19 protein-coding genes are annotated in these 22,225 nt (G+C 41.0%); 18 read left to right on the plus strand and 1 reads right to left on the minus strand.

From position 1 onward, the window contains the following. The coding region (locus T504_RS0105260; protein ID WP_033170021.1) for an RNA-guided endonuclease TnpB family protein at positions 1-758 on the plus strand (758 nt) is incomplete at its 5' end. 231 nt (positions 759-989) lie between these two features. Here the strand turns inward: T504_RS0105260 and T504_RS0105265 are convergent. Further along, entirely contained in the window at positions 990-1,355 is a 366-nt protein-coding gene (locus tag T504_RS0105265; RefSeq protein WP_033170022.1) for a helix-turn-helix domain-containing protein, read from the minus strand. A gap of 239 nt (positions 1,356-1,594) precedes the next feature. Here T504_RS0105265 and T504_RS0105270 point away from each other — a divergent pair, with 239 nt between their 5' ends. The 17 genes from T504_RS0105270 to T504_RS0105345 all read left to right on the plus strand — a co-directional run bounded on the left by T504_RS0105270 (position 1,595) and on the right by T504_RS0105345 (position 21,989). Beyond that, positions 1,595-2,566: a helix-turn-helix transcriptional regulator gene (locus T504_RS0105270; protein ID WP_033170023.1), complete on the plus strand. Its 972-nt coding sequence runs from the start codon at positions 1,595-1,597 to the stop codon at positions 2,564-2,566. A 186-nt stretch (positions 2,567-2,752) separates the two neighbouring features. After that, on the plus strand, positions 2,753-4,618 hold the full coding sequence (locus T504_RS0105275; protein ID WP_033170024.1) for an Hsp70 family protein: 1,866 nt from the start codon (positions 2,753-2,755) through the stop codon (positions 4,616-4,618). Then, entirely contained in the window at positions 4,618-7,167 is a 2,550-nt protein-coding gene (locus tag T504_RS0105280; protein ID WP_033170025.1) for a dynamin family protein, read from the plus strand. The genes T504_RS0105275 and T504_RS0105280 overlap by 1 nt, the downstream gene beginning before the upstream one ends. 11 nt (positions 7,168-7,178) lie before the next feature. Beyond that, on the plus strand, positions 7,179-7,832 hold the full coding sequence (locus tag T504_RS0105285; RefSeq protein WP_033170026.1) for a hypothetical protein: 654 nt from the start codon (positions 7,179-7,181) through the stop codon (positions 7,830-7,832). 53 nt (positions 7,833-7,885) lie between these two features. After that, entirely contained in the window at positions 7,886-8,140 is a 255-nt protein-coding gene (locus T504_RS0105290) for a hypothetical protein (protein ID WP_033170027.1), read from the plus strand. After that, positions 8,137-11,676: a helicase HerA domain-containing protein gene (locus T504_RS0105295; RefSeq protein WP_051635216.1), complete on the plus strand. Its 3,540-nt coding sequence runs from the start codon at positions 8,137-8,139 to the stop codon at positions 11,674-11,676. The genes T504_RS0105290 and T504_RS0105295 overlap by 4 nt, the downstream gene beginning before the upstream one ends. Further along, positions 11,669-12,325, plus strand: a complete 657-nt coding sequence (locus T504_RS0105300; protein ID WP_033170028.1) for an HNH endonuclease signature motif containing protein — start codon at positions 11,669-11,671, stop codon at positions 12,323-12,325. Before T504_RS0105295 ends, T504_RS0105300 begins: the two co-directional genes overlap by 8 nt. Then, the gene (locus T504_RS0105305; RefSeq protein ID WP_033170029.1) at positions 12,318-12,695 is read left to right on the plus strand and encodes a hypothetical protein; all 378 of its coding nucleotides are present in this window, start codon (positions 12,318-12,320) and stop codon (positions 12,693-12,695) included. Before T504_RS0105300 ends, T504_RS0105305 begins: the two co-directional genes overlap by 8 nt. Before the next feature lie 423 nt (positions 12,696-13,118). After that, the gene (locus T504_RS0105310) at positions 13,119-13,880 is read left to right on the plus strand and encodes a YaaW family protein (RefSeq protein ID WP_033170030.1); all 762 of its coding nucleotides are present in this window, start codon (positions 13,119-13,121) and stop codon (positions 13,878-13,880) included. 124 nt (positions 13,881-14,004) lie between these two features. Continuing rightward, positions 14,005-15,474: a tetratricopeptide repeat protein gene (locus tag T504_RS0105315; protein ID WP_033170031.1), complete on the plus strand. Its 1,470-nt coding sequence runs from the start codon at positions 14,005-14,007 to the stop codon at positions 15,472-15,474. Between the two features lie 175 nt (positions 15,475-15,649). Beyond that, positions 15,650-17,203 (plus strand): SEL1-like repeat protein, encoded by a 1,554-nt coding sequence (locus tag T504_RS13640; RefSeq protein ID WP_037373115.1) that lies wholly within the window; start codon positions 15,650-15,652, stop codon positions 17,201-17,203. 227 nt (positions 17,204-17,430) lie between these two features. Then, on the plus strand, positions 17,431-18,288 hold the full coding sequence (locus T504_RS0105325; RefSeq protein ID WP_033170032.1) for a hypothetical protein: 858 nt from the start codon (positions 17,431-17,433) through the stop codon (positions 18,286-18,288). A gap of 410 nt (positions 18,289-18,698) precedes the next feature. Continuing rightward, complete coding sequence (locus tag T504_RS14180; RefSeq protein ID WP_081823382.1) at positions 18,699-18,836, plus strand: SEL1-like repeat protein; 138 nt, start codon at positions 18,699-18,701, stop codon at positions 18,834-18,836. Between the two features lie 130 nt (positions 18,837-18,966). Further along, positions 18,967-19,545, plus strand: a complete 579-nt coding sequence (locus T504_RS0105330) for a nucleotidyltransferase family protein (RefSeq protein ID WP_033170033.1) — start codon at positions 18,967-18,969, stop codon at positions 19,543-19,545. Beyond that, complete coding sequence (locus T504_RS0105335) at positions 19,523-19,747, plus strand: DUF6718 family protein (RefSeq protein ID WP_033170034.1); 225 nt, start codon at positions 19,523-19,525, stop codon at positions 19,745-19,747. The genes T504_RS0105330 and T504_RS0105335 overlap by 23 nt, the downstream gene beginning before the upstream one ends. 222 nt (positions 19,748-19,969) lie before the next feature. Then, complete coding sequence (locus tag T504_RS0105340) at positions 19,970-20,386, plus strand: hypothetical protein (protein WP_033170035.1); 417 nt, start codon at positions 19,970-19,972, stop codon at positions 20,384-20,386. Positions 20,387-20,507: 121 nt separating this feature from the next. Further along, positions 20,508-21,989, plus strand: a complete 1,482-nt coding sequence (locus T504_RS0105345; RefSeq protein WP_033170036.1) for a PcfJ domain-containing protein — start codon at positions 20,508-20,510, stop codon at positions 21,987-21,989. Positions 21,990-22,225: the final 236 nt, after the last annotated feature.

The raw sequence follows: 22,225 nt of genomic DNA on the forward strand, positions 1-22,225 counted from the left end.
ATGGTAATAAGGTAAAACTGCCGAAAGTTGGTTGGGTAAAATTATGCCTGCATCGCCCGCTGATGGAAAATAGCACTATTAAGACTGTAACCATAAGCAGGACACCAACAGGAAAATACTACATCAGTATTCTTGTAGAGTATGAAAACCAAATACTCCCCATAATACCGAAGAACTTTCTTGGGCTGGACTTTGCTATGCACGGTTTGTATGTTGCTTCCGATGAGGATGATGCAGACTATCCAAATTTCTTGAAGAAAGCCGAGAAAAGATTAGCCAAGGCACAAAGAAAACTTTCTAAGCGGCAAAAGGGAAGTCATAACAGAGACAAACAAAGGTTGCGTGTAGCTAAGTTACATGAAAAAATTGCCAACCAACGCCACGACTTCCTTCACAAAAAAGCCCGCTACTTGGTAGACCGCTATGATGCCATAGGCATAGAAGATATTAGTGTCAAAGCTATGGCGAAACATAAGAAAGGCGGAAAATTCAGCTTTGGTAAATCCGTAGCCGACAATGGCTGGAACATGTTCACAAATATACTGGAGTACAAGCTTGCATGGCAGGGCAAACAACTTATAAAGATAGACAAGTGGTATCCAAGCAGTCAATTATGCCATATTTGTGGCTACCAAAATGACGAAACTAAAAACTTGTCTGTAAGAGAATGGGATTGTCCCGCTTGTGGTAGTCATCATAACCGCGATAAAAACGCTGCAATAAATATTCGAGAAGAAGCTAGACGAATATCTGCCTAACTAATCTCGTAAAATACCGTGGGTCGCACGGGAATCTACGCCTGTGGAGAGAGTGTAAGTCGCTGCAACTCTTCGGAGTCAGTGGTGCTGTTCTCGTGGAAGCAGGAAGCTCCCGCCTCTATAGGCGGGGGTACGTTCACGCGCTGGATTATGTAGCAATGAACGGAAAGAAATAAAATAAAAAAGCTTCATGCTGATTGACAAGAACTGTCATTCGCATGAAGCTTTTTGTTATTCTTTTTTTGATAGAGCTACGATGGCATCGATGATATCCTTCGATTTCTCATCTAATCGTGGGTATTCGGCAATCAGAGAATCCAGGCGGCTGTCATTGGATGTCTCTTGAACATTGGCTATATGTATGTGATCTGTGTTCAGTGCCTTTGAGGTGGTGATATAGGCGGTGGAAATGAAGAAAGCAATGTCAGTGGCGAGGGCTGTGGCCAAATGCTGCAAATCGTCAGCGGCAATGCCGGTGGTATAGCCGCGTTCCCAATTGGAAATCACCTGCGAAGATTTATGGATGCGTTGCCCCAGCTCTGTTTGTGTCAGCCCCAGCTCTTTTCGTCGTGCTTTGATTCTGCTACCAATGGACATGTTTTGTATCACCTCTACAGGCTATTATACAGAATATCTAATGCAATAAGTTAAAACTAACGAAATAATAGAAAACAAAAATAAAATAGCGAATTCCGTTATAAAATGATATAATATAGAAAAATATCATGTCACTTTGACATAGCGTTAGAGAAAATGAGAGCTGGTAAAACGACATGGGGTGTCGCAGCGATATTATATGATTAAGGTAAGCTAATAGAGAAGGGCGGTGTGAGCGAGTGAAGCCGACGCTTAGGATTGTCCATCTGTTTTGCCGGCTGCTGCAACGGGAGCGGCTGAATCGGGAAAATGTTATCGAGGAGTACAAGATCAACAGCCGTACCTTTGACCGCGATATCAGCGATATCCGCTATGTCCTGTCGGAGCTGCATGAATGCGATGAACTTATTTATGACCGCAATGACAAATGTTACTATCTGTCCAGAGGCGGCCGGCATGATTTTACTGGCAGGGATGTAATGGCTCTTCTGAAAGTGTTATTGGGAAGCCGTGCTTTATGCCGTGATGAGATGATGGGGATGGTAGATGCCATTCGCGCATTGCTGCCATATGAGGATAGGAAAGCCCTTTATTATGCAATAGAGGATGAACTTAAACATTATATTGAGCCAATACATGGCAAATCCATACTGGAATTGCAGTGGAAAATCAATAAGTCTATCATAAATAGACAGAAAATACAGATTATATACACAAAGGCAGATAAAAAGCGGATTAAGCGGGATGTATTGCCCGTGAATATCGTATTTGCAGAGTTCTATTTTTATCTGGTGGCGTTCCGCGATGAATCCGAGTATGAGTACCCGGCATTTTTTCGCCTGGATCGCATCGAATCCGTCAAGGTACTAGGCAAGGTGGGAGAAAATCCGCTTTATACGAATTTCCGCTATAGTGATATGCGTCCGGCAGTCCAATTCATGTATGCTGGAGAACTCTTGGAAATAAAATTGCGATGCAAAAAATCGGCACTGGAAGCTGTGGTGGACAGAGTGCCGAAGTATGAGATTATACAAGAAACAGATGAAAGTGTTTTACTAAAAGTAACGGCCTTTGGTGAAGGTTTCATCCGCTGGGCAGCTATGCAAGGCGAGGCTGTAGAAATTCTTGCTCCGCAGGAATTGAGAGAGCGGATGGGACAGTGGTTCGCGAAAGCGGCGGAAGTGTATATGGAGGAGGTAAAAGATGCATAAAAAAAGAGAGAGGGGTTAGGATAAAATAACTGAAGATTTAGAAAAGATATACTTAGATGTGGTATGTGGAATAGGGAGTAAATATGGAGCGTTCTGAAGCAAAGGGAAATGGTACTTTTCTATTGTAATAGTCGGTACGGTTCTTCCTTTTTATTAGAATAGCGAAAGGATTACAGGAGTTTACTAATGTCAGAGATTATAGGTATTGATTTTGGTACGGGGTTCCTGACAGCGGCAGTTGTAAAGGATGGCATCCCTGAGTGTGTGAGGGATAGCGGGGGAAAAACGGCTTTTTTTCCAGGAGATGGTGGTAAAGGTGTGGCTGCATGGGGGACAAAAGATAAACCTAGTACGTATCTTTCTGCTGTAAGCAGTATTAAAAGAGAAGCTGTTATTGGTGGCAAATATCCTTGGTTGGAAGGAAAAGTCTACTATCCCGTTACATTGCTCACAGATATGTTCAATGAGCTCAAAGTTTTGGGCGAATCATTTTTGGGCAAGACAATTTCACAGGTTGTGATTTGTCTGCCTGAGAGATTGCTGGGCAAGCAGACAGAAGTGGTCAACGAGGCTGCAGTTAGAGCTGGCTTTGAACAGGTACAGACTGTTGCAGATGGTGTAGCTGCTATGCATTATTATGCATCCTGCAATCAAAACAGGGAAAATATCCTGATATGTGATGGAGGGGCAGGTACTTTTAGCGTGACTTTGGGCAGTATCAAAGGGGGAGAGATAGAAAAGCTTTATGGCAATACGGAGATGTTTTTTGGGGGGCTGGATTTTGATACAAAAATTGCAGACAGGTTGGCTAAAGAATTCGCTACTGAGTACGGCATAAATCTGTATGGTCTTAAGGGGGCAATGCCACGTTTGTATAATGCGGCTGAAGATGCTCGAATTTCCCTTTCCAGTAAGCATGAAGCCGAAATTTATTTGCCTCAGCTTGCTGCTAAACGATCACAAATATTTGATTTGTATAGAAAAATTGGCCAAGGGGAAATGTATGAACTGACTTATGGATACAGGCTGCTAATTTTAAATATGCTTAGGTCATTTGATATAAGTATTCCTGTACGGCGGGTGCTGCTTACGGGGGGACTTTCATATATGCCTATGGTGGGAGAATGTATTCGCGAGGAATTTGGTAATGTGTCTGTGGAAGTTTTCCATGTTAAAGAGGCTCAAGCTATGGGGGCTGCTCTATATGGAACAACTATAGCAAGCAGGAAAGAGCGCGTATTTTCTAGGCATAGAAATGAGGTAAGGGAAAAAAATAATTATAATCATAAGAAAAAGATTTTTAAGGTATTGGTAACGGCGACCATGAGCGCAGGTAAGTCAACTTTTATCAATGCCCTAATCGGCAAAAAAGTGAGCAAAGCAGAAAATATGGCCTGTACCGACCGTATTCTTTCATTTGCGAACTCAGGGGGAAAAATCTCTCGTACTTTTGAAAGTGAAGATGGTACGTCTGTGAACTTTTTGGGAAAGCTGGCGGAGTTTGATCTTGTTATCAAAGATTCACCTGGGGTGAATTCTAGCATGGAAAGAAGTCATCGGGATATAACGAGGCGGGAGATAAAGCAGGGAGACTATGATTTGCTGGTTTATATCATCAATGCCTCGCAGATTGGGGTCAATGATGATAGCTACCATATGGAGTTTGTGCGTGAGCATGCAATGGGAAAACCAGTGCTATTCCTGCTTAATAAGATAGATTGCTTAAATCCAGAAGAGGAAGATTTGAAAGGGATTATCAGAAGAGTTCGCAGCTATATTTCAAGCAAGGGGTTCAAGGCACCGATGATTTGCCCTGTATCGGCCAAGGTCGGATTTGAGGTGCTGAGTGATGAAGGTGAGTTAGAATTAGAAGATCAATTGGAAAGACGCAGATGTAAACGTCTTTTCAAAACTTTTGGTATTCCGCAGTATTATGCACAGGAATTTTCCCAATACTGTACCGACTCCGAGATTGAAAATCTTCATACGTTATCAGGTATTAATTATGTGGCCATGATTATCATGGAACTATGCAAGGGAGGAAAAATTTGATGGCAAAATTGTATGTTAAGTATAATCCCTATCGTTTACAAACAGAAATTAAGATTAATGGCAATGCCATAGAAAAAGACAGCAGACTGTACAAATATGTCAAAGACAAGCGTTTGCAGGAATGGGTAGGGGAGTTTCCGGAAGAATTGCGAAAAGCAGTTAATACAGTAGATTTTGATATAAAATTCCACGGAATGGAGATGGATTGGGATGATTTTGAAGATGCCTTTCGTCAGGCAGTAGAGAGAGGTGTCATAAAGCCGCCTACTATGGAATTCGTTGCAGGAAAGTCTCAGAAAAATATCGTAGAGAAATTGACAAAGATTTTTGATGATTTGCGAGATGATAATGCTCCTGTAGAAGCTTTCAAAGATGAAGCTCTAAAAAAATCTTTTGATAATGTGAAAAATGCGGTATTTCCTATTAACGTCATTGCTACTATGAGTTCTGGAAAGTCTACATTGATCAATGCCTTGTTATCAAGGAAGATGATGCCATCTAAAAATGAGGCTTGTACAGCCACTGTAACCCGAATAACTGATAATGACAGAGATGATTTTCAAGGAATTGCATATGATAGAGATGGAAATATCATCTCAAAAATAGATAATATAGCCTATGCGAATATGGTGGAGTTGAATGAAGATCCAGAAGTGCAAGAAATTGCTATATCTGGCAATATCCCTTTTATCGATGCCAATACGACGGCCTTGCGCTTGGTGGATACACCGGGTCCAAATAATTCTCAGAATCAAGACCACAAAAACACAACATATAGAGCTGTAGAAAGTGACGCAAATAATTTAATACTGTATGTATTGAACGGGACACAGCTGGCTACCAATGATGATGATCATCTGCTCAATCATGTTGCGGAAAAAATTCGTACCGGTGGGAAATTGATGCGAGACAGGTTTTTGTTTGCTATAAACCGTATGGATGATTTCAACCCGGAGGAAGAGAATATAGAATCTGCCATCGAGAAGGCTAGGACATACTTGGTCAATCATGGTATAGAGAATCCGCAGATTTTTCCGTGTTCTGCTTATGTGGCCTTGAATATTCGTACATATCTCAGGGATATAGATCCCGCCAAGTTAAAATTGGATGATATGGATAATCTCCCTGATGCAGCCTTGGATACTATTAGCAAAATGAGACGGTTTAGGAAGCATGAATCCATGCACTTAGAAGCATACAGCAATTTGTCTCCTATAGCCAAGCGGGAACTGAATGCTGAATTAGCTGCTGCTTTGGATAGAAAAGACAGCAAAGGGCAAGTGTTAATCCATTGTGGCATACGCTCTATAGAGTCTGCAATTATCGCCTATGTGAAAAAATATGCCATGACGAAAAAAATAAAGGATTTGGTAGAGACGTTCCAAGGTGTGTTAGAGGCTAGTGAAGTCTTGGCAAAAGTCAAGGCAACGGTGGCCACGGATGAAAATGCACTAAGGGAAATTACTGAGCGTGCGAAGATTATTCAAGCGCGTATAGATGACGGCAAAGAAGCACAAAAATTCAAAGATAAGATAAATGCTTTTAATCCCATGGAATCTATAAGGGAAAAAACCGAGGAGTTGACAGACAAGATCAATGAAGATGTTAGTAATATTTTTCAAAGCTATGATGAATTCATTGAAAGTAAGAGGGAGGCTGTTCGGTTAGTTAATCAATTCACGGATATGTCATCCAATACTATGGCTAAACTAGCGGCTGAACTGGAAACTATCATCAATCGCGAATTAGTAGAAACTGGCGAAAGGTTGTTGAGAGAATACCAGGAAAAGCTCACTCGCTTCGATAAGGAGGCTCAAGTAGGGGCGTTGGACTTTGATACAGCATCTTTGGTGAAGGATGGTCTGACTAACCTTCGGGAGAGCATCAATACTTGGCGCTCCGATTCCTTTGCTATGGAAAAGGCGGAGGCTATAGGTGAGACTACCATAGAGGTAGAAACTTATCATGAGAAGGTAGGCACTGAAAAAGAAGATGTTATAGTGGGATCTCATGATGTAGAAGTAGGGACACGCCAGGTAAAATCGGGTTCTCATATAGAGCCGCGCACTAGAAGAGTGAAAAATCCCGACAAGCAAGGGTGGAAATTTTTGATGTTCTGGCGAGATGATTATGTGGATGAAACGTATTATGTAAATGTGGATGATTATCGCACAGAGAAAGTATACAAGACGGTACTTGATTATGAGACAGTAGAAAGAGATGTCTTTGAGGAGCGTACTAGAACTACTGAGAAGTTCCGTGTAGCTACGGATAAGATACAGGCAGATTTACTAGCAAAATATCAACAAAAGCTGGGAGAGAGCATTAAAAAATCACTTGATTACGCCGAGATGCAGATAGACGATATGAAGGAGCAGTTCTCTAAGAGTTTTGATGAATTGGATAGACGTATTGGCGAAAAGTATAAGGAAATTGAGGCTTGCACGGTCGACCAGGAAACAAGAGAAAAAGAACTTGAAAAGAATAAGAAAATCATAAAATGGATTGAGGCCAATATTGCCGAATTGAACGGGATTTTAGATGTTTAGGAGGGTGAGAGATGCATGATTCGGTAAAGAGTTGTATAGCCAATGGTGATATAGAGGGACTGAAGTATATTTTTAAGGATGCTTTAGATGTGGATCCAACCTTTGCAAAATATCGGGATGATTATAATCAGGTGGCAAAGGCTGAACTGTTTCAGTCACATCAGGAATTGTCCAGTTTTAATGGAAACTCTTCTCAGTGGGATATGACTTATTGGAAGACATTGAAGAAGGATTTGTTGAAAAACTTTTCTCGCGAGCGGGTAGACCATATGCAGAAAGTTGCTCAAGTGATCTATGCAGATAAGATAAGCAGAAAATCAGAGATTTCTGAGAGTGCAGAAGATAAGCAACAAGTTTTGGCAAAGACTGAGCTTCAGCCAAAGCCTGCCGAAATAGCATCGACTGTGCCCAAAACTGGGAAACCAAAAGAATCCAAGGAAGAATACCAAAGACGCATAAATAAAGAACTGGCAGAGGATACAAAGAAATATGCGCCAGTCAATCTTCCAACACGCATTGAAGGGGCAGAGCCTAAAAAAAAAAGGTTGCGACCAATCCGTCAAATGCCTTCGGGGGAAAATCAAGCAGAGAGCAGAGAGATTATGGCGAAAATTGCGTTGGCGATATTTGTCGTAGTGATAATTCTGTTGATAATGTTGAGATAAAACATTCCACGACGAGAAGCGTTGCTTGGCGAACCATATTAATTATTGATTCTGTGGAAAAGTACTTTTTATCACTGAGCAGAAAACATATAAAAAAACGTATTGGCAGCAGAGAAGCAATTTATGAGCTTACAGAAGACTTGTACTTTGATGATTGTGATTGGAAATGGATAAAAGGTTATTCGCCACAGGACTTTGCTATTTATATGCAAATTTGTGAAGGTCGTCCAACCGGTTATTATAAGCTCATGATACCAGGAGAAAAGAAAAAATTTTATTGCAGAATTAATGGAGGTGGTGGTTTATGAAGTGGAATGGGTTTGATGGAAAGACGATAGAGGTAAATGAAGAAAGTTTTTTATCTGAGAAAATGGAAAAACCGCAACTGCCTTTGATGACTGAAAATCGGATAACTATAGAACCAAAGTTAGATGAATCGCAGAAAGAAAAAAAGACCAGACACTCACTAGTGAGGGAATATGAACAGTTTGATCGATTGGCTATTTTGCAGAATAACCTTGCCAATTGTTTGAAAATCATCGATGATGAAGTGATGAAGGGATATTTGGCAAAACTTGATAGTTTGCAGATTGTGGAGGCAGATGCAGAGGCTTTAGCCCAAATTAATCAGATTCAGTTTTTCCGTATTGATAAGCTGGCATATCAGGCGGAGGAATTCTCTTTGCATAATCTGGCAACTTTGTATAGGGTTTTGAGCGATAAGCCTTGCACTTTAGTGTTGATGATGAAAAGCGATGGTATAACGGTGGAATTTTTCTTGGGTGTGAGACCTAAATCTTCTATTCACGCTGCTGGTACTATGAAGTGTATGTTAGAGGATAGTCTCAAAGGGCTTTTCCCCGGTAGCCGCACCTCGGCTTATTTGGAAGAGGATTTGCATAAACAAATGGAAAACATCTCCATGGGAGCTGTTTCTAGTGTTACTTGCATAGCTGATTTTCGCCAGAATGAGGAGGGCTTGAGCGATAGACGTTTTGTGCAGGGGGTGGAAAAATTCATTGACAGCATGAAGGGGAAGCGCTATCAGGCTTTTTTCGTTGCAGAGAACGTAAGCTATGATTACCTTGCTGAAATACGAAGAGGTTATGAAAGCATTTGTACACAAATATATCCCTTTGCTAATATGCAGATGAATTTTTCCTTAAATGATTCTGATGCTGAGGCCAAAGCTAATAGCAGTGGTAACACCATAACGCTTTCGAAAAACAAAGGGGTGGGAAAAACTGTAAACGATGGCATTACACTGTCAAAGAATATCGAAAAAAATTATGGCAAGAATGCCTCTATTACCGCCGGAGAAAATATATCTGAGACTATTGGGCACACATATACATCTGGGACAGTCGATGGGCTGAATGAGTCTACAGCAGAGGCTCACAGTGAGAGCACTAATACGACAGATGGATCTACGGTGGGGGTGGGTGCTTTTTATGGTGTGGGTGCTAGTTACAGTAAAAATCACAGCGAGAGCAAAGGCAGCAGTGATACTCACACTGTCACCAAGGGCACTAGCCATACAGTATCCGAGTCGCATTCTATTTCGCGCACATTGACTCATGGACTAAGTACATCAAACACAGTGGGGGTAAGTAGTGGTATCAGTGAAGGTGAAGGTTCGGCTAGGAATTACGGGATCGCTATTAATGATACAAAGACTATAGGACGGAGTGAGGCCGTTACACTGACTAATTCCTTGACGGTTACATCTACATTGGGAAAAAGTCAAGGGATCACGTTAGGGGCAGAAAATAAAACCTTTGCTGCGATTGTCAAGCGATTGGAAAAGCAGCTTCAGCGCCTAGAGGAATGCGAGAGCATGGGGATGTGGAATTTTGCTGCTTACTTCGTGGGAGAAAGCTCTGCCGAAACGGAAATGGCAGCCAATATCTATCGATCCGTGGTTTCGGGCAAAGGGAGTGGTATTGAGTGCTCGGCTATAAATACTTGGAACGATGAACCTTCCTTGGCACAACTGGCACCATATATCAAAAATTTCTTGCATCCGGTGTTCGCGTACCAAGGTTTTGACTATGATGGAGAGCGCCGGGTGGAAGTGACTCCTGCCGCTTTAGTGAGTACTGGGGAATTGGCAATACATATGGGGCTTCCTCATACATCAGTGAAGGGGCTTCCAGTAGTTAATCATGCATCTTTTGCAAGGGAAGTCCTGCATAGCTGGCAACCTGATAACGGACAGGCGGATGTGTTGCAGTTAGGTCATATTTTCCATATGGGTGAACAGACAGAAACAGTGGTGGATTTGGATATAGAAAGTCTTGCCAGTCACACATTTGTGGCGGGGTCTACAGGCTCAGGAAAGAGCAATGCTGTTTGTCATATTATTGCTGCCTTGAAAAAACATGGGAAAAAATTCTTGGTTATTGAACCGGCTAAGGGGGAATATCGGCATATGTTCCCCGGGATAAGAATTCTTGGTACTAACCCCAGATTAGGGGAATTGTTGCAACTTAATCCATTTGTATTCCCTCCCTCCATCCATGTGCTTGAGCATATAGATAGACTAGTGGAGATATTCAATGTTTGTTGGCCCATGTATGCTGCTATGCCTGCGATTTTGAAAGAGGCTGTGGAGAGGGCTTATACAAGATGTGGTTGGAACCTGTCTCTTTCGGAGAACAGAATTCATGAAGAGATATATCCAAGCTTTGCCGATGTGCAGGAAGAGGTTAGGCAGATTTTAACCGAAAGTGAGTACTCTGCGGACAATAAAAGTGACTATATAGGCTCACTTGTCACCAGATTGCGTTCCTTGACCAATGGCATAAACAGCCTTGTCTTTTCAGCCAAAGGTATTTCCGACGAGGAACTTTTCAACGAGAATGTTATCGTTGATCTTAGTAGGATTGGATCTGCAGAAACTAAGTCCCTTCTCATGGGATTATTGGTGCTCAAATTACAGGAACATCGTATGGAAGAACGTAGCAGGGGGGCTTCGCCGAACAGCACTCTCTTCCATGTCACTGTCTTAGAGGAGGCACATAATCTCTTGAAGCGTACTAGCAGAGAGCAGACTGCCGAGGAAACTAATCTTTTGGGAAAATCAGTGGAGATGTTGGCTAATTCCATAGCAGAGATGCGTACCTATGGCGAAGGCTTTATCATAGCTGACCAATCACCGGGGCTTTTGGATTTGTCAGTTATTCGCAATACGAACACGAAAATCATCCTACGTTTGCCGGAACTATCTGATCGTGAATTAGTAGGAGCAGCTGCTGGATTAAATGCGTCACAGATTGAAGAAATCGTGAAGCTGGAGAAAGGCGTAGCAGCGGTGAGCCAAATTGATTGGCTGGAACCCGTTCTTTGTCAGATTCCACTTTATGAGCCAACAATAAGTGTTGATGAAAAGCAGAAAGTACAGATAAAGGATTTTGTTAAAATAGAGGATCAATTGTTGGACGCTATCAAGAATAATGGGATTGGAGGTTCTAAATTACGGAAAGCTTTGCTAAACATGAAGGCTGAGATTCTAAGTTCATCATTAAGGGGGGCTTTGAAGGCTGAATGTTTGATGTATGCAAAAAGTGGAAATGCTTCAAATTGGCAACACTTTTTGTTTGAGTTTTTTGATGCACAAAAAGCTCTTAATCATGCTAAATCTTGTGGGGAAATGAATTCTTGGCTGAAAGCAGTAAAAGAAAAGTTGATACCTACGTCATATGAACTTGCATCGCAACAAGTAGACATTCTTTTAGGAATTGTATTGCGTGAGGCAGTTAAAAGAGACGGCAGTTACTTGAATATTTTTCTGAGGTTTACTGAAGAACACCGAAGTAAGGGTGGTGTGTTTGTCAATGGATGAGATAAATGAAAGGTCAGATGTTCATGAAGATCAGGGAGAGTTTGAAAGTTATCATGAAATAGGCTCAGAAGGAGAAATTTCTCAAGATGAGGCAGAAAATTATTGGGGGGAACAGTTAGAAGCAGCAGAAATAGAAAATCCTGATATCGAGACAGTGCCCTTCAGTACATATGAAGAGCGTTTGGCTCATGTGCCAAAGGAGAATACGGATAGGGGCATATGGGAGGGAGAAAGAGGAGAAAGTGGCTATAGACCTGCAGACAGAGAAACCATAGAAGCTATGAAAGAGCGTGGGGTGAGTGAAATACCCTATCAAGATGCTATGGTGGATTTTAGCGGGGTGGCAGAGGCTACGGTAGAAATTGATAATATGACGGAGCGTCGTCTGGGGCGAGACGGAAATTTTGAGCAGTGTGATACGAAATTATCTGAAGTATGGAACAAGGAAAATCATGAGGGGCGGGATGATTGGACACCTCGTGATGTATCGGATTGGCGTCATGAGAATAATTATTCTTGGCATGAACGTAACGACATGAGAACATGCGATCTTGTGCCCACGAAGATACATGAAGCTTGTACTCATTTAGGTGGCGTGTCAGAATGTAAGAAAGCTAGTCAGGAAAAGGAGCGTATTTTTGATGATTAATCATAAGAAAGTCAGACTATGGGGGAGAGACCTAGATCTTGAAATACAATATGACTGCTATGCAGGTGAAGAAGTACTTCCTGTTCAGGAAGAGGCTTTAGAGAGTGTGTTGAATAACTGGCAGATTGTAGAAGATGCGAAGGCTTATGTTGTGAAATACATGCTGGAGCGTGATGGTGATAAGATAGAGGATGCAAACAAGCTTAATTTGTTTAAATATGTAATGCCGCAAAAACTTTTTGTAGGGCGGACAAAAGACACCCCGTCGGTGTATTTAGTCTGTGCTTACAGATATAATGAGGATGATGGTTTAGTGGTGGAATTTGTAGATGCTGCTGTAAGACAGGTGGGTACACAAAGCATTATTTGAAATGATGAATATTTCCTAAATAAGGTTGCCTGTTCAAAGCAGAACAACGTCATGCGCGTAAAGAAGATTATTTCAATGAGCGCATTAAGTAAATTGAAACCACGGCAGAATACATGACCACTATGAGCGAACTAAAGCCTATGATGGTAAAATGGCAACTATGTATAAGTCGTTTGTAGAGGAAGTAGAGAGAGTATCTTGAAATTCATTATGAATTTGAAAAGGCATTTGATTCTAATGAAAGAATAGAAGAAGCAATTGGATGATCAGTCAGACTAGCGGAAAAATGTAAGGTGGATAAATAGAAAATCATTCATAATATTAAGGAGTTGGATATTTTTTTTTACCAAGGTACATAATGGAAAAATGTGTACGGGCGTGTGTGTTTAAGAGACAGGATATAGAAAGAGAGGGGACGGGGTTATGACTTATCGTAAAGATGCAGATTTAGAGATTTTGGCTTCGGCGAGTGATGAAGATTTGCTAATATTAGTGGATTATCTTATAAAAGATAGGGATGGTAGCCTAAGGTTAACTGAAGAATTGACATTAACAGAAGTATATAAAAAATATTCAGATAGACCAAGTATGTATTGGCAGGAAATTGCTGGGGAGTTGCAGCATTTTGGTGGAAATAGTATTGCCAATTTAGTTAGAAATATATTTGGTAATGGTGAAGGAGTCCTGTATAGAGAAATTCTATGTGATGTTTGCGATAAGATGAAAGTAAATTATAATTCTAAAGCTTCTATTGAAATAATAGAGATGAATTTATTGCAAAAAATTCTAATAGACGCTATTGATAAAATGAATAGTGAAGAATTAAAAAAGATAATAGATGAGTTGGATTTGAAGACAACTGATTTTACCAAAGAAGCTTTGATCGCGGCATTACAAGCTGGTATAGTTAAAGGGGGATTCTTTGCGTATCAGATAGCAGTAATAGTAGCTAATGCTGTAGCAAAGGCGCTTCTTGGTAGAGGATTATCTTTAACAGCAAATGCAACAATAACAAGAGCCATGGGGGCATTGGCTGGACCTCCGGGAATTGCTTTGACTGCTTTATGGACTTTGGTAGATATTGCTGGGCCTGCATACAGGGTCACAATACCAGCGGTCGTACAAGTTGCATATATTCGTATGAAAACTAAAGAAATATTGCGCTTAGAAAGTGGACGGTCTTGATGATGCTGTAAAGATAGGCACAGGCTGATTTGAGTCTTAGTTAAGAAAAAATTAAGGTTGCCTGTGTGGCAACCTTTTTTGTATTGTTACGTGTTACAATCAATAATAATAGGAGACAGTTAATATGCAAATTAATTATGAGTCCCCTTGGGTTCAATTTTATCAGCGAGCAGTTAAATACTTAAATCTCGAATTTGATGAAAAAATCTTTATTGAGGAATGCTTGCCTTTATTTGATAGTATCCGTTCTTGGAATTATCTTGATTCGGAAACGTTAAACTGGGTGAAGTCGCAACCAATGTTAAATCACTATAGCATACCTGTTATAGATGGGATGACAAAAGAAGGAATTATGCGATATAGAGAAAAATGGTTAGATGATGATGAATTTGGGGGGATATTCGATCGATTTATATCAAATCCTTTTTCTGGATTTCATGAAATTAGTGAAATGATACCTTGTGGTACTTTTGTTTATATGCTAAAAAAGGCTTGTCAGTATTATGACAAAAAATGTGAAGAGTTGTGTAAGAAAATAGACGAAATAAAAAATAATGAAAAAATGTTGTCTGAGAAGGAAAAACTAGCTTCAAGTGGCGATGTGGGCGCGATGGTTTTCTTAGGTGATGCCTATCACGAAGGTATGTTGTGCCGTCGGGATGTGAAGAAATCATTTAAGTACTATCAAAGGGCGGCAGAGAGCAACAGTGCCGATGGTTGGTTCGGTATGGCAAGATGTTATTCTCTGGGAGAATGTGTAGAAGCCGATGCTGAAAAAGCGATAAGGCTATATGAAAAAGCAGCTAGCAATGGCAATTGTAAGGCGATGCTATTGCTGGGGAGTACTTATTTAGGTGGAGGTGCTAGTGATAAAACTGATAAAGTATATATTGGAAATGTTAGTTTTGATAGAGAATACGATTTTTCTAAAGTAAAGTTCTGGTATGATAAGGCTATAGTTGCATGTGGAGATGATAAAGAAGCGTTGGCTTTGTGCTATCATCGCATAGCTGCTGATATTCAGTATTCTAAAAATAAGGATGAATTGAGTAACATAGCAGAGGAGTATCATAGAAAAGCTGCTGACTTAGGAAATGTTGGGTCAATGTTGGATTTGTTGCGTATATATGATATCAAAGAATCATTAGATGATGATTTTATGCGAAAATATAAGAGGTGGTTGGATAATGTGGTAGAAGAGAGTGGCTTGAAAAATATCGGCATTATTGGAGCTAAATACATAGAAGGTAGTTTGGTTACTGAAAAGCAAGAAGATAAGAAGAATAAAATTAAGGCAGAGTTTAAATGGTTGAATGAAAAAGCCAATGCTGGTGATGGATGGGCTGCCTTTACTTTGGGGAATATTTGTTATTATGGATATGGAGCTTGGGGCGTTCGTATCAATAAAGCGCATGAGTATTATAAGTTGGCATCAGAATCTATTAATCCTGTATACGCAATAGAATTTGGAGATATGTACTGGCAAAAAAAGATTCCATGTGTTCAAAGGAGAAATAGTGCTATAAAGTGTTATTATAAGTCATTGATAAATGGTAATAGATTAGCATTGGAACGTTTGGAAAAGTTCCTTTAATCAATTGGAGAAGTGCTAAAAACTATGGACGTGATGATAGATGAGACACTTCTAATTGGCTGGGAAGTTATTGAAAATAGTTAATAGAATCTGTAAATGCTTATGATTGGGTAAATCGGCCATGATTATTTTGCATGTAAAGTGAATTGCTGATTAGCAGACAGGAGGAGTCAAAGTGGAAAAGGAAGTAAAAGCGAAAGATTTAATGGACTTAGGTAATCAAGCGGAATTAGCTGGCGATATTGATAAGGCCATTCACTATTATGAACTTGCAGCGAAAGAAGGAAATACTGATGGCTTAGCCAGCATTGGATTGCTGTATCAATATGGTACGGGGGTTGAGCAGTCATATAATCGTGCTATTGAATGGTATCAAAGGATAATAGATGCTGGTGATGTAGATGGATGGTATCTATTAGGGACGGTTTATGAAGATATGGAAGATTATACCAAGTCGGTTTATTGTTATGAAAAACAAATAGAGGAAGGGGGGAATTGCAAGTATACTGCTTTTTATGGTTTGGCAAAAGCCTATCGTTATGGTTTAGGGAAAGAAGAAGATTTCCCTAAAGCTTTGGATTATTACCAACGAGCAGCTGGTAATGGTGAAATTACAGCCATGGTAGATTTGGGACAACTTTATTACGATGGCAATGGCGTTAAGCAGGATTACAGTATTGCCAATTATTGGTTTGAAAAAGCGGCGGACTCCTATGATGGAAATTATCTTGCTTTTGCACATTTGGGAGAGGCCTATCATTATGGCTTGGGAAAGAACGTAGATTACGACAAAGCAAAAGAATACTACGAAAAGGCACTAGAAGCTGGTGAAGATGCAGTATTGTTCTGGTTCGGGCAAATTTACTATGATGAAGAGCAGTATGAAAAAGCATTAGGATATTTCCAGCGTGCTGCAGTGGAGAAAAATCAATTCCAAGCTGAGGCAGAGGAGCATATTGGTAGAATGTATCAGTTTGGTGAAGGTGTTGAGCAGGATTTTGGCAAAGCAGCAGAATGGTATCAAAAGGCTGCCGATAATGGCAATGCAGCGGCAATGCGGTCTTTGGGGGCTATGTATACCCGTGGCGATGGTGTTGAACAGGACGCTGGTCAGGGAGCATACTGGGCTTTACAGGCTGCCAAGTTGGGCGATGTTATAGCGATGCATAATATTGGATATTGCTATGGAAATGGCGAAGGTGTTGAACAGGATTATGTTGCTGCTTTGGCTTGGTACATGCGCGCAGCTGATTGTGGTGATGAGGATGCCATGAATGAAATTGGTGACATATATTATTTTGGCAATGGCGTAGAGAAAGATTATTCCATCGCTAAGGAGTGGTTTGAAAAGGCTATCGCGGCAGGGAATGAAACGCCGCTTATGCCGTTGGGAACTATTTACTATTATAATGAGAATTATGATAAGGCAATGGAACTATACTTGAAGGCTGTAAATGACGATAATACATATCAGCATATAGCTGAAGCGAGAATTGGCGATTTGTATTTGGAAGGCTCAGGTGTTGAGCAGGATATAGCAAAGGCCGCAGAATGGTACCGAAAATCAGCGGCGCATGGTTATGCAACGGCGATGTTGGCTTTAGGAGATATTTACTGTGAAGGCGTGGGCAATGTCGAACAGGATTTGATCAAGGCTAAAGAATGGTATGAAAAAGCCAAAGAGGCAGGAAGTGAAGATGCAGAACAGCGGCTGGCTGATTTTTCATAGTATAATAGGGCTTATGGACACAGAAATGACATCTTCGGCGATGGAGGTGTCATTTTTTACAATAATAAATTGTTTGAATTTACCTGTATATTATTGATTGGATGGTAGATTTTTATTGCAGGCTGGCGAATAATGCTATCAGGATGGTCTGTTTTGGGCTAAGCTGATTATTAATCGCTTTGGTGAACAAGAATAAATATGAATTAGAAATGTGAGGTGTAACCGTCATGTTATATGGTGATAAAGAAGTAACAAATGCTTTTTCGGATGTTGAGACTGTCTGTGAAAAGGCGAGAGCTTTGATGGATCAAGAGAAGTATGCTGAAGCAATAGAATTGTTAAAGAAAGAAATCAAGAAAGTTAAGAAGTTCAAGGTATACGGATTTGAAGAATATTATAATTTTGATGAGATGTTCCAGTTTGAAATATTTATAAACTTTTTGTCGGGAAAGAATAATGCCAAGAATAAAAAGCAAAGAAACCGTGCCAAGATGGGGCCGAATATAATTTGGCGTACGGAACCGGTGGCTGACTTATACTACTATTGTGGTTATGCTATGGTAGAACTCGGTGAATTTGAGCAGGCTTTAAACACATTGCGTATGGGGCTAGAGTGGAATCCATGTTCAATGGATTTACGATTTGAGCGAATTAATATTTTCAGAAATCAGGGAGATATAGAAAACTTGCATCGTGAAACTAAGGATGCTTATAAATATGTGTTTCGGCCAAAGTATTTGGCAAGAATTTATCGTGATAAGGGGTATGGGTTCATAGAAGAGGAAAAATGGGATGCTGCGATAGCGAGCTATTTCCTAAGTCTTGCTTTTGCTGTTGATGATGATGATATTGAAAGAGCTAATGGTGAATTGGGATATATTGAGGAAACTACAGGAATTGAAATTGGAGAACCAAGTGAAGAAGAAATCGTACAAATTGCCCGTGAGTACAAAATCCCTATTGGCATTGATGAGCGGTTATTAAATTTTGCGCAGAGAAGATGGGAACAAAGCCTGCAGAATAATGATGAAGACGGTGTAAAGTATTATCAGGAGATAGTTGAGGCATTCTCTGATGAGGCATAAATTTGCTTAGAAATGATTTACTGGTTATTGAAAAGCACAGGCCCGATTGAGCCTGTGCTTTTCATGTTGCACAAGAGTGTATGTGTTAGCTGTAAGCAATATTATTCTTCTGGGCAATGCGCTGGACATTCTCCATGGATGTTGAGGCGAGACGGGAAATTTTTTCATAGGGTTCATGCTCGCGTAACATATTGAGAACGAATTTATATGCGCCAGATGGGGCTTCGTGCTCAATGGGTTAAGCCCTGGGGTCCAACTACCGTTGATTCAGACTTCAGTGACAGTCTACAGAACATCTTGGATGAACAATTTAATCCAGAACGGCCTAATGCGGTTCGGTGCTCAGACATCACTTATGTATGGACAATTGACGGATTGGTATATCAGCGGCGCATGGCTATGCAACGGCGATGCTGGCTTTAGGAGATATTTACTGTGAAGGCGTGGGCAATGTCGAGCAGGATTTGATCAAGGCTAAAGAATGGTATGAAAAAGCCCAAGAGGCAGGAAGTGAAGATGCAGAACAGCGGCTGGCTGATTTTGTATAGAAAAAGGGGGGAGACAACACATCTATAACCACCAATCCTTCTAAAATAAAATAGGCAGTTACTTGTAAGGCTATTCGCTTATTGCGGTGGGGCTACTTTCTTTGTTATAATACAGGCAAGGAGGTAGAGTATGGATATATCGGTATTGTTTTATACAACACATTTGAGTAAAAGTCTGAAGAATTCGCTGCATAAATTTGATAAGGAAGAGTTGATGGCCGACATAAGCCTAGCTAGAGATTTTTACGATGAAGCACTTGAAACTGCAGAATTCCCGTATGATTACCGAATTAAGTCCTTGGAGTCTTGCCGCATCAAGTATGACAGATACTATCCTAACTATGCCGTTGAACGTACATATAATGATTTGTTTGGAGCGAGGTTAATCGTAGAAGATTATTCGCAGGCTTATGAGATTGCGAATATGAAGCCAGTCAGGGAATCCAATATGATAGCTGGTAAGAAGATGGACGATGGATATCGCGGCTTACACTTATATTATCAGCCGGATCATTCTGTATATCCGATTGAATTTCAGTTCAATACAGCTTATGATCGGCGGTTGAATGATTGGTTACATAGCTATTTATACAAGAAAGGTTATGCACCTGATGTTGGTGGACGCTTACGAAAAATATATGAATCTGGCTGCATTCAATCAGAAGAAGATTTTAGGAGGGAGCTTAATGTGTTACTTGGTGGTGAATAATTTTGGTGAGCGTGGCAGTATTGCTGTCCAAATGCAACATGGCCCTCGGCTTAGATCGCTGACGCACTATATTGAAGAGGTAAGAAAAGGTAAAGGAAGTCAAATTATAACCTTGAGCAATCCTGATGCGTATAAAGAGTATGCTCCTTATGATATATGCTCTGATGAAGCAGAATTTGTGCAAAAGGTTTTGTCAATGTGAAGGAAATAGGATGTATTATTAGACAGGGGAATATATAAGATATAGTTCGATATATAGAGGAAACAGCCGATTCTGTGATAGAATCGGTTTTTTTGTAAAAAATTTGATGAATGATAAAACGACGTGAGATGTCATAGTGATGCGGTATCATCAGGATAAAAAGATGGTACCTGCTAAAAATTGGCAGGATGTCTGCTGGAAGTTTGTAAGGAGGAGATTTGTATGATTTGGAATTTTGTAATTGGTGGCGTAGCAGGTTGGGTGCTGGCAAATTTGCTGGAAGATGATAAGCCAGAGGAAAAAGCTGAGGTTACCCCAGAGCAGGCTTTGGAGGTGCTGGTGCAGGACATCCGCGAGGAAGCAGAATGCGCGATGGATGCATGCACGACGGATGAGGAGCGTGAGCTGGTCTATGCACAGGTAAAAGAGTCGGTGCAAAAGCTCCAGCTTACGCTGCAGGAAAAGGGAGAAGAAATCATTGCTGACTTACGGACACAGAATGTGGATGCTCCAAGTGAGGAAGAAGTGGCAGATTCTGTGGAAAGCAGGGTGCAGGATTTCAAAGAAAAGATGGATAATTTGTCGGATGTGTTGAATCAGGCATTATCGGATTTGAAGCCTAAAACAGCGGAGGCTTAATATCTCATAGCAGTTCAGCAATTCAGCACAGGCGGATATAGCGTCTGTGCTGTTGTTGCGATTGTGCTTTTGCGGTATGAGGAATTGATGGCGAGATTACGAGGGAGTCTGAGAATAGTGAATGGACGCTAAGAAAAGGTGTTTTTATTACAATGCTATAGAAGATGACTGGCAGGAAGAGCCGTGTATACCGGGCGCTTTGGAAGATCGTCTGAAGGAACTACGGATAGATGACCAGCGATTTTCTTACATTTATTTGCCTTTGCGCTGGAGCGTGGAGATGCTTCCTGATAGAACGGTGGAGCTTGTTTTGCATAGCCAGCGGGTGACTTTGGAAGACAACACGATTACGGAGGTTATGGATAAGGAGTGGACGATTGCCTGCGATATTGACCATGGCAGTGTACAGGGCTGGCCCGTGTCGATTGTAGAAAATACGGTAAGAAACTGGCGCAATGGGTATGTTTGCGGGGGCAATATAACCTTTCCGGAATTGTTGGCCGCAAAGTATGTGGATATCCCCGCGATGGTCATCGATATAGCCATTGGATATTTGCAGGAGATTGCTGAGGGAAAATATGGATTTCGTCCCAGTTATTTAGGAGAGGCGCATGGCTTGCTGCATTTGTTTGCTTATTGTGAATGCACGTTAGATCCTTCGCTTTATTTGTTGAAAGATGTTTTGGGACAGGCTGCTTATGAGGCGATAAAGGAACAAGGCGGCTTTGATGTTTATCGGGAATTGTGCAGATTTTTGTCCATAGAAAATCCGCCGCCTAGTCTGCGCAAGGCCTATGTGAGAAATCCCGAAAGCATATTGGTATATGTTTTCCTTCGGCAATGCGGCTTTACGGATATCAATATCATCCGGCGGTTTTTCTATCGGGAAGAGATTTTTGGTTATCGGCTGCTGGATATGCGCTACGATACTATCACAGAGGCGCTGAGTTTTAGTGGGGCAGGAGCCTATGAAATACGTAGTTTTCAGCGCTTTTGCCGCTGGCTGCTGCGCTATCGTTCGGAAAAAGCCATTGCCCCACGTGTGCTTAGGTGGTGTAATGACAACCTTAACTATGCCGCAATGGATACGCTGAGAATGTTCATCGAAGCCGGGCTGGAATACCATGAAGATTTGATCGATCGGGCTGTTTATCGCTGTCTGCTCAATGAGGGGCTTACGCAGGAAGTCCACGATGCACTGGTCGATGAATTGTTTGCCGAGCATCCGGAGATAGTAAATCGTTATAGATATGCTGGGACGCCTTTTGAACGTAAGAATGCGGTATATGAATATAAGGACAAGGAATTGGCCTTGGAAACAGAACTCGGTGAATATACATTCCGGTTGCCCAAGGATACAAATGAATTACGTAAATGGGGCAATATATTCCATAACTGTGTCGCCAGCTATGATTCAGCGGTTATATCCAGATGGTCTTTAATCGTCGCGATGAAAAAACAGGAAAAATACGTTGCTTGCATAGAGGTAAAACAAGGTCGGATTACGCAGGCATTGGGCCATTGCAATCAAAGATTGCCAGCAGATTATTGTACAGTGATTGCAGAATGGGCAAAAGAGAATAAGATTTTCTGCAGACGGTGATCGAGTGAAAATGAGCCTGCATCCATTGATAGGCATATCTGCTATGCCGCAAATATCAAGTGGGGAAAGGAGATAGTGTGCATATTGACAAGTCAGGTTTTGACTTGTCAAATCTGCTCGCTTTTTAGGTGAAGGGGGGGTGTTCGATAATTTTGTGATAATCGACGTAAAATAAGCTGGAAAATGTGATTTTCGGGCGCTGTACGTGAAGAATTTTGTGATGGACAGATAAAAAA

Origin of the sequence: Selenomonas sp. ND2010, from assembly GCF_000702005.1 — a bacterium.
In the GTDB taxonomy this organism is placed as follows: Bacteria; Bacillota; Negativicutes; order Selenomonadales; family Selenomonadaceae; genus Selenomonas_A.